This window comes from uncultured Alsobacter sp. (genome assembly GCF_945952055.1).
Classification (GTDB): Bacteria; Pseudomonadota; Alphaproteobacteria; order Rhizobiales; family Beijerinckiaceae; genus Alsobacter.
Map to the genome: position 1 here is coordinate 201940 of NZ_CAMFHB010000005.1, position 8568 is coordinate 210507.

Below are 8568 nucleotides of genomic sequence, written 5' to 3' on the forward strand. Positions count from 1 at the left end.
ACCGCGGGATCAAATGATGCTTCACATGGCTAAGCAGACGGAGCTGGCGATGAACGATATCGGCGGCCCGGACCAGAACGACCTCGCCGATCGCCGTCAGGCCTGGGAACGCGTGCGGCGCAGGCTGCGCGCCGAGCTCGGCGAGGACGTGTTTTCGAGCTGGTTCGGCCGGCTCGATCTCGACGACGTCGTGGACGGCGTGGCCCAGCTGACGGTGCCCACCCGGTTCCTGAAGAGCTGGATCCAGTCGCACTACGTCGACAAGGTCCGGGGCCTCGTCACGGAGGAGATCGAGGACGCCCGCGACATCGCGCTCGGGGTTCGCGGCGCGGCGCCGAAGCCCATCCAGGTGCAGCGGTTCCACCAGGGTATCGCCGAGGCCGCGGCCCCGGCCCCGCGGGCCACGCCGTCCTCGGAGCGGGCGGCCGTCCTGCTGCCGCAGCTCACCGAGGAGCGCATGCAGCCGACCGAGCTCGGCGGCATCCAGGGCTCGCCCCTCGATCGCCGGCTCACCTTCGCCAGCTTTCTCGTCGGGCGGTCCAACGCCCTGGCGCATGCCGCTGCCGAGAGGGTTTCGCAGATCGAGGCTGGAGCTGCTCCGCTCTACAATCCTCTCTACGTCCACTCGGCTGTCGGCCTCGGCAAGACCCACCTTCTCCAGGCCGTGGCCCATGAGGTGATCGCGTCGGGCAAGCGGGTCATCTACCTGACGGCCGACCGCTTCATGTACGGCTTCGTCGCCGCCCTCAAGGCGCAGACGGCGCTGGCCTTCAAGGAGCGCCTGCGCGGCATCGACCTGCTCGTCATCGACGACGTGCAGTTCCTCCAGGGCAAGTCGATCCAGCAGGAGTTCTGCCACACCATCAACGCCCTCATCGATGCCGGCCGCCAGGTCGTCATCGCGGCGGATCGGCCCCCGTCCGACCTGGAGAGCCTGGACGAGCGCGTGCGCTCCCGGCTCGCCGGCGGCCTCGTGGTCGAGATGGGGTCGCTGGACGAGGCCCTGCGCGTCAAGATCCTGGAGACCCGGATCGCCGCGGCCAGGACTCATCAGCCGAGCTTCGAGGTGAGCCCCCAGGTCGTGCAGTTCGTGGCCCGGGCCATCACCACCAACGGTCGCGACCTCGACGGCGCGGTCAACCGCCTGCTCGCCCACACCACCTTGTCGGGTGCGCTGCTGACGGTGGAGAGCGCCGAGGCCGCCATCCGGGACCTGGTGCGCTCGCGCGAGCCGCGCAAGGTGCGCATCGAGGACATCCAGAAGCTCGTCGCCACCCACTACAACGTCAGCCGCGCCGACATCCTGTCGTCGCGCCGGTCCGCCGGGGTGGTGAAGCCCCGCCAGATCGCCATGTACCTGTCCAAGCAGCTCACCTTGCGGTCGCTGCCCGAGATCGGGCGGCGCTTCGGTGGTCGTGACCACACGACGGTCCTGCACGCGGTGCGCAAGATCGAGGGTGCGGTGGGCGCCGACCCGTCCCTGCGCGAGGATATCGAGCTTCTCAAGCGCATGTTGCAGGAATGATGCGAGGCGGACCTGGGGCCGGGGTCGTTTTCCTTGGAAAAGACCCCGGCTGTCCGCTTCCACGACGGCTCCCGCTTGCACTCGGCCGGTCGCCTTGACAATGTGCGTGCCCCTGCCGGCCCGTTGCCGGCAGCGGACCATGAGTCAACGAGGGTGACGGGTCGGCCATGAAGGTCACAGTCGAGCGCGGAGCGCTTCTCAAGTCGCTGGGCCACGTGCACAGGGTCGTGGAACGTCGCAACACGATTCCGATCCTGTCGAACGTGCTGTTGCGCGCCGACGAGGGCGCACTCAGCCTCAAGGCCACCGACCTCGACCTCGAGGTCACGGAGAGCCTGCCCGCCGACGTCGGCCAGCCCGGCGCGACGACCGTGCCGGCCCACGTGCTCTACGACATCGTCCGCAAGCTCCCCGACGGCTCCCAGGTGTCCCTGGAGACCACCGGTGACGTGGGGCAGATCGTCATCCGCTCCGGCCGCTCGCGGTTCAACCTGCAGTCCCTGCCCGAGACGGACTTCCCGGATCTCGCCGCCGGCGACATGGGCCACCGCTTCTCGCTCCCCGCGGGCGACCTCAAGCGCCTGATCGAGAAGACCCAGTTCGCGATCTCGACCGAAGAGACCCGCTACTATCTCAACGGCATCTATCTCCACACGCTGGAGAACAACGGGCGTCTCGTGCTGCGCGCCGTGGCCACCGACGGCCATCGCCTGGCCCGCGTCGAGACCGACGCGCCGCAGGGCTCCGGCGGCATGCCGGGCGTGATCGTGCCGCGCAAGGCCGTCGCCGAGATCATCAAGCTCGTGGACGACGCCGGCGAGCAGGTCGTGGTGGAGCTGTCGCCCACCAAGATCCGCCTCACGCTGGGCCCCGTGCTGCTGATGTCCAAGCTCATCGACGGCACCTTCCCGGACTACCAGCGGGTGATTCCGGCCGGCAACGACAAGTTCCTGACCGTCGACAAGGGCGACTTCGCCGCCGCGGTCGACCGCGTGTCGACGATCTCCTCCGAGCGCGGCCGCGCCGTGAAGCTGTCGCTCGCCGAGCGCCGCCTGACGCTCTCGGTGACCAACCCGGACAGCGGGTCGGCGGTCGAGGAGGTGGAGGTCGACTACGAGAACACCCCGCTCGACATCGGTTTCAACGCCCGCTACCTGCTCGACATCGCCAGCCAGCTCGACGGCGACACCGCGCTCTTCAAGCTGGCTGACCCGGGCTCGCCCACCGTCATACAGGATCGCGAGGGCGCCGCGGCGCTCTACGTCCTGATGCCGATGCGGGTGTGAGGACTGCCAATCTGACGGCCGTCCAGCCTGCGCGTTCCCCTCAGCCGTCATGGCCGGGCCTGGCCCGGGCAGGACGGGCGGAGGGATTGAGGGACCTCACCCGCCGACGTTCCGGGCGACCGTCATGACCGGGCTCGCCCCTCCACGGCTGCCGCGCGTCTCGCGCCTGATGCTCGGCGACTTCCGCTCCTATCGCGAGCTCGATCTCGCCGTGTCGGCCTCCATGGTGGCTCTCGTCGGCGAGAACGGGGCCGGCAAGACCAACGTGCTCGAGGCCCTGTCGCTGCTCGCCGCCGGCCGCGGGCTGAGGCGCGCCGACCTCGCGGCCATGGCCAGGACGGGCGGGCCCGGCACCTTCTCCGTCTCCGTCCGGCTCGACGAGGGAGACGGCGGCCATCGGCTCGGCACCGGGACCGAGCGGTCGGACGGGGATGGCCTGTCCCGGCGCTGCCGGGTGGACGGGACCGCCGTGCCCGGCGCCTCGGCCTTCGCCGAGCATCTGCGCATCGTCTGGCTGACGCCCTCGCTGGACGGCCTCTTCACGGGGCCTGCCGGCGACCGGCGGCGCTTCCTCGACCGGCTGGTGCTGGCGGTCGACGCCGAGCACGGGACCCGGGTGAGCGCGCTGGAGCGGTCGCTGCGGTCACGCAACCGGCTCCTGGAGGAGGACAGGCCGGATCCCTCCTGGCTCGATGCCGTGGAGCGCGAGGTGGCGGAGACGGGCGTCGCGGTTGCCGCCGCGCGGCGCGAGACCGTGGAACGCCTGGCGGGGCTCATCCAGGCCGGCCGCGACGAGACATCTCCTTTCCCCTGGGCCGCCGTGGCGCTGGACGGCGCGCTGGAGGCGGAGCTGGCGACCCGCCCGGCTGTCGACGTCGAGGATGCCTTCCGCTCGCTGCTGCGCCGCAACCGGGCCCGCGACAAGGCGGCGGGACGCGCCATCGACGGGCCGCAGGCCTCCGATCTCATGGTCCGGCACGGGCCCAAGGACGTCCCGGCGGGGCAAGCCTCGACCGGCGAGCAGAAAGCCCTGCTGATCGGCCTCGTGCTCGCCCATGCCCGCCTCGTGGGTGCCATGAGCGGAATGGCCCCTCTCGTCCTCCTCGACGAGATCGCCGCCCATCTCGACCCCCGGCGCCGGGCCGCCCTCTTCGAGGCGCTGGCGGCGCTGGGGTCGCAGGTCTGGATGACCGGGGCCGACCCCGACGCCTTCCGGTCCCTGCCCGCGGGCGCCGAGCGCTTCGAGGTGACGCCGGGCCGTATTGCCCCTATAAGCGGGCCATGACGCTCGCGAGCCTGATGGTCTTTGCCGCCGCGCTCTTCGTCGCGGCCGCCTCGCCCGGCCCCGGCATCGCCGCCATCGTGGCGCGCGTGCTCGGACGCGGCATGTCGGGCGCGTTCGCCTTCACCGCCGGGATCGCCCTCGGCGACATCGTCTGGCTGACGGTCGCCGTGATGGGGCTGGCCGCGCTGGCCGAGGTGTTCCACGGCGTGTTCGTCGCCGTGAAATATGCCGGCGCCGCCTATCTCCTCTACATGGCCTGGAAGATGTGGTCGGCTCCGGCCGTCGCCCGCGACCTCGCCGAAGCGCCCCCGCGCGAACATCCGGGCAAGCTGTTCCTGGCCGGGCTGTCGGTGACCATGGGCAATCCGAAGGTCATGGTGTTCTACCTGGCCCTCCTGCCCAACATCATCGACCTGCGCGGCCTCACCGCGCTGGGCTATGCCGAGCTCGTCGGCGTCACCGCCTCGGTGCTGGCCGTCGTCTTCGCCGGATACATCCTGCTGGCCGCCCGCGCCCGTTCGCTGTTCACAAGCGCGCGGGCCGTCCGCAACATGAACCGCGGCACCGGCATCGTCATGGCGGGCGCCGCGGCCATGATCGCCACGCGCTGATGCGGCCTCATCCGTTTTTGTCCCCCGCAAAGCTTCCCACGGTGCCGTTCGGCCGTGAAAAAGCCCCTGTTTGACGCTATCTTTCGCCAAACGAATCAAGGTGTTCCCGCATGTCAGAAGCGATCCGCCAGCAGGTGGCCGAAGATGCCTATGGCGCCGAGTCGATCAAGGTCCTCAAGGGCCTCGATGCCGTGCGCAAGCGCCCGGGCATGTATATCGGCGACACCGATGACGGATCCGGCCTCCACCACATGGTCTACGAGGTCGTCGACAACGCGGTCGACGAGGCTCTGGCGGGCCACGCGGACCTGGTCACGGTGACCCTGAACGCCGACGGGTCGTGCAGCGTCACCGACAACGGGCGCGGCATTCCCACCGACATCCACCAGGAAGAGGGCGTCTCGGCGGCCGAGGTCATCATGACCCAGCTGCATGCCGGCGGGAAGTTCGACCAGAACTCCTACAAGGTCTCGGGCGGCTTGCACGGCGTCGGCGTGTCGGTCGTGAACGCCCTGTCGACCTGGCTGCGCCTGCGCATCTGGCGCAACGGCCAGGAGCACATGATGACCTTCTCCCACGGCAACGCGGACGCGCCGCTCGCCGCCGTGGGGCCGTCGGAGGGCCGCCGCGGCACGGAGGTGACCTTCCTGCCCTCGACCCAGACCTTCACGCAGGTCGAGTTCGACTACGACACCCTGGAACACCGCCTGCGGGAGCTCGCCTTCCTGAACTCCGGCGTGCGCATCGTGCTGACCGACGCGCGCCATGCCGAGGTCAAGCGCGAGGAAATGCTCTACGAGGGCGGGCTCGAGGCCTTCGTGCGCTATCTCGACCGCACCAAGACCGCGCTCATCGGCGCGCCCCTGATGGTGAAGTCCGAGAAGGACGGCATCACGGTGGAGGCCGCGCTGTGGTGGAACGACAGCTACCACGAGAACGTGCTGTGCTTCACCAACAACATCCCGCAGCGTGACGGCGGCACCCATCTCGCCGGCTTCCGCGCCGCGCTGACGCGCCAGGTGACGGGCTATGGCGAGAGCTCCGGCCTGACGAAGAAGGAAAAGGTGGCCCCCACCGGCGACGACTGCCGCGAAGGTCTCACCGCCGTGCTCTCGGTGAAGGTTCCGGATCCGAAGTTCTCGTCGCAGACCAAGGACAAGCTCGTGTCCTCGGAGGTGCGCCCGGTCGTCGAGAACGTGCTCAACGAGGCGCTCCAGGTGTGGTTCGAGGAGCATCCGGCCGAGGCCCGCACGATCGTCGGCAAGGTGGTCGAGGCCGCCGCCGCCCGCGAGGCGGCCCGCCGCGCCCGCGAGCTCACGCGCCGCAAGGGTGCGCTCGACATCGCCTCGCTGCCCGGCAAGCTCGCCGACTGCCAGGAGCGCGACCCTTCCAAGGCCGAGCTGTTCCTGGTCGAGGGTGACTCGGCCGGCGGCTCCGCCAAGCAGGGCCGCAACCGCGAGTATCAGGCCGTCCTGCCGCTCCGCGGCAAGATCCTGAACGTGGAGCGCGCCCGCTTCGACAAGATGCTGTCGAGCCAGGAAATCGGCACGCTGATCACGGCCCTGGGCACGGGCATCGGCAAGGAAGAGTTCAACGCCGACAAGCTGCGCTACCACAAGATCATCATCATGACGGACGCCGACGTGGACGGCAGCCACATCCGGACCCTGCTGCTCACCTTCTTCTTCCGGCAGATGCCGGAGCTGATCGAGCGCGGCCACCTCTTCATCGCCCAGCCGCCGCTCTACAAGGTGACCCGCGGCAAGTCGCAGTCCTACCTCAAGGACGAGCGCGCGCTGGAGGACTACCTGATCGACCAGGGCGTCGACGGCGCCCTCCTGAAGATCGCCACCGGCGAGACGCGCGCCGGCCAGGACCTGCGCCACCTCGTCGAGGAGGCCCGGATCGTCCGCAACCTGCTCAATGGCCTGCACAGCCGCTACGACCGTGTGGTCGTGGAGCAGACGGCGCTCGCCGGCGGTCTGCGTCCGCCCGCCGACGACGCCTCCGCGACAGCGATGGCCGCCGACGTGGCGCGCCGCCTGGACGCCATCGCCGACGAGATCGAGCGCGGCTGGACCGGCAAGGCCGAAGCCGGCGGGCTCGTCTTCGAGCGCACGCTGCGCGGCGTTCGCCACGTCGTGACCCTGGACCCGGCGCTGCTGACTTCGGTCGATGCCCGCAAGCTCGACGAGCACACCGCTCCGCTGCGCGAGATCTTCGCGGCCCCGGCCACCCTGTCGCGCAAGACGGACGACAGCAGCGTGACCGGCGCCGTCAGCCTCTTCGACGCCATGACCGCCGTCGGCCGCAAGGGCCTCACCCTGCAGCGCTACAAGGGCCTGGGCGAGATGAACCCCGAGCAGCTCTGGGAAACCACCCTCGACCGCTCGGTCCGCTCGCTGCTGCAGGTGCGCGTGAAGGAAGTCGCCGACGCCGACGACGTCTTCACCAAGCTCATGGGCGACGTCGTCGAGCCCCGCCGCGAGTTCATCCAGTCCAACGCGCTGTCGGTCGCGAACCTGGACGTGTGAGGCTGTGGGACACCCCAATTAGCTGGATTCTGACCCAGTTATCCGGACAAGTAACTCTAAGTCTAAATGCGGCGAGATTGATCTGGACAGCGTTCTTCTGACCTTTTTGGTGCGGGAATATGTCGAACCTGGCCTGTACAAACTGTTTTTCGTCTGTTTTTGCAGCTTAAAAGATGCGTTCTTTATGATCTAGTTGCTTTGCTTGCTGCGACTTTTTTCTGAATAGAATGTAATGACTGATTGACTCTTTGATTCACTTGAGTGTCGCTTTTTTTGTGGCCGAAAAACCATCGCAAGACATATAGTAGAGACCCGCTAGGCACCCTGTCTGAATAGGTGATCCTCATCGACCGGCTTGAGCACGAGCATCTCGGCCCGGGCCATGCGCACCTTATCACACGTGCCTACTGGGCTTTGCCAGCAATGCACACTTTACCCGACGCGGCGCAAATGCCGGCTGCAACCTTCCCCGATTGGTCATCAACCCGCAGGTGGATGAAGATGAGCCGCGGATCTTCGAAGAGCACTTGATTGTGGAGTGCCGTTACTTCGATGCCGTCGGCACGGAGGGCGTTGATCACGGGATTGACCTCCGACGCGGCCAGGACGAAGTCGCCGGTCGCCGCAACCCTGCCGCCGCCGAGGGCCCCCGCAACGTCATGGACCTAGACGCCGGCACGGGCGCCTGCACGCTGATGGCCCGCGGGACTTCCGGTCGCCTTCGTCCACAGACCACTGGAGGACTGCCCGCCGCCTCCGGGCTCGGCCGACATCGTCACGATGCGAAACGTGCTGTGGACGCTGGCGCGTCCACTCGACGCGATTCTGCTGGCCGCGCGCCTTCCTGCGGCCCGGGGGACGCTTGGTTGTGTCCGACGGCTGGTGGTCGGTGTCCCCGGTCGACCGCTCCCACGATCCCGAAACCTTCGCCCGCAACCTACCGCTGCACCGCGGCCTGACCGAGGACGGCCGCGCCTTGCTCGCCGAGGGCGGCTTCGCGCAGGTGGCGTCGTGGCAGCACCTCTTCGGGTTCAACCCCTACCCCGCGGACGTTCCGTTCTTCGTGCTCTTCGGTGTCCCGAGGCGCCCGACGGGGGCTGAACCGTCCTTGCGGCCAACGTTCAGGCCAGAGGCCCGTGCCGGTGCGTCGGGTCTGCGAGGGTCTCGATCACGTGACAGTCCGACACCTTTCCGGTGGCGCAGTGATCCACCATGCGCTGCAGCTCGCCCCTGAGGGCGAGCAGCTTCTCGATCCGTCGCTCGACCTCAGCAATGATCAGCCCCCTCCGAGTGGTCCGGAGTGAATGTTAGTGCATGATTGGCTTGG

General features: G+C 68.6%; 6 protein-coding genes. 5 read left to right on the plus strand and 1 reads right to left on the minus strand.

The window, feature by feature from the left end:
* The first annotated feature begins 49 nt into the window (after nt 1-49).
* From dnaA to gyrB, 5 genes are all read left to right on the plus strand, one after another.
* Nucleotides 50-1525, plus strand: coding sequence for a chromosomal replication initiator protein DnaA (dnaA, locus tag Q0Q47_RS06120; RefSeq protein WP_293855982.1), 1476 nt, complete (start codon nt 50-52; stop codon nt 1523-1525).
* A 167-nt stretch (nt 1526-1692) separates the two neighbouring features.
* Nucleotides 1693-2811 (plus strand): DNA polymerase III subunit beta, encoded by a 1119-nt coding sequence (gene dnaN, locus Q0Q47_RS06125; protein ID WP_293855948.1) that lies wholly within the window; start codon nt 1693-1695, stop codon nt 2809-2811.
* 124 nt (nt 2812-2935) lie between these two features.
* The gene (gene recF, locus Q0Q47_RS06130) at nt 2936-4096 is read left to right on the plus strand and encodes a DNA replication/repair protein RecF (RefSeq protein ID WP_293855951.1); all 1161 of its coding nucleotides are present in this window, start codon (nt 2936-2938) and stop codon (nt 4094-4096) included.
* Nucleotides 4093-4707: a LysE family translocator gene (locus Q0Q47_RS06135; protein ID WP_293855954.1), complete on the plus strand. Its 615-nt coding sequence runs from the start codon at nt 4093-4095 to the stop codon at nt 4705-4707. Before recF ends, Q0Q47_RS06135 begins: the two co-directional genes overlap by 4 nt.
* A gap of 110 nt (nt 4708-4817) precedes the next feature.
* Nucleotides 4818-7241, plus strand: a complete 2424-nt coding sequence (gene gyrB, locus Q0Q47_RS06140) for a DNA topoisomerase (ATP-hydrolyzing) subunit B (protein ID WP_293855957.1) — start codon at nt 4818-4820, stop codon at nt 7239-7241.
* A gap of 404 nt (nt 7242-7645) precedes the next feature.
* Here gyrB and Q0Q47_RS06145 read toward each other — a convergent pair whose 3' ends face one another.
* On the minus strand, nt 7646-7822 hold the full coding sequence (locus Q0Q47_RS06145; RefSeq protein WP_293855960.1) for a DUF1259 domain-containing protein: 177 nt from the start codon (nt 7820-7822) through the stop codon (nt 7646-7648).
* Nucleotides 7823-8568 lie beyond the last annotated feature (746 nt).

Excerpts from the sequence above, each read along its gene's own strand:
- gyrB (WP_293855957.1), top strand. The coding sequence starts at position 4,818 with ATGTCAGAAGCGATCCGCCAGCAGGTGGCCGAAGATGCCTATGGCGCC.
- dnaA (WP_293855982.1), top strand. The coding sequence starts at position 50 with ATGAACGATATCGGCGGCCCGGACCAGAACGACCTCGCCGATCGCCGT.
- recF (WP_293855951.1), top strand. The coding sequence starts at position 2,936 with ATGACCGGGCTCGCCCCTCCACGGCTGCCGCGCGTCTCGCGCCTGATG.
- dnaN (WP_293855948.1), top strand. The coding sequence starts at position 1,693 with ATGAAGGTCACAGTCGAGCGCGGAGCGCTTCTCAAGTCGCTGGGCCAC.
- Q0Q47_RS06135 (WP_293855954.1), top strand. The coding sequence starts at position 4,093 with ATGACGCTCGCGAGCCTGATGGTCTTTGCCGCCGCGCTCTTCGTCGCG.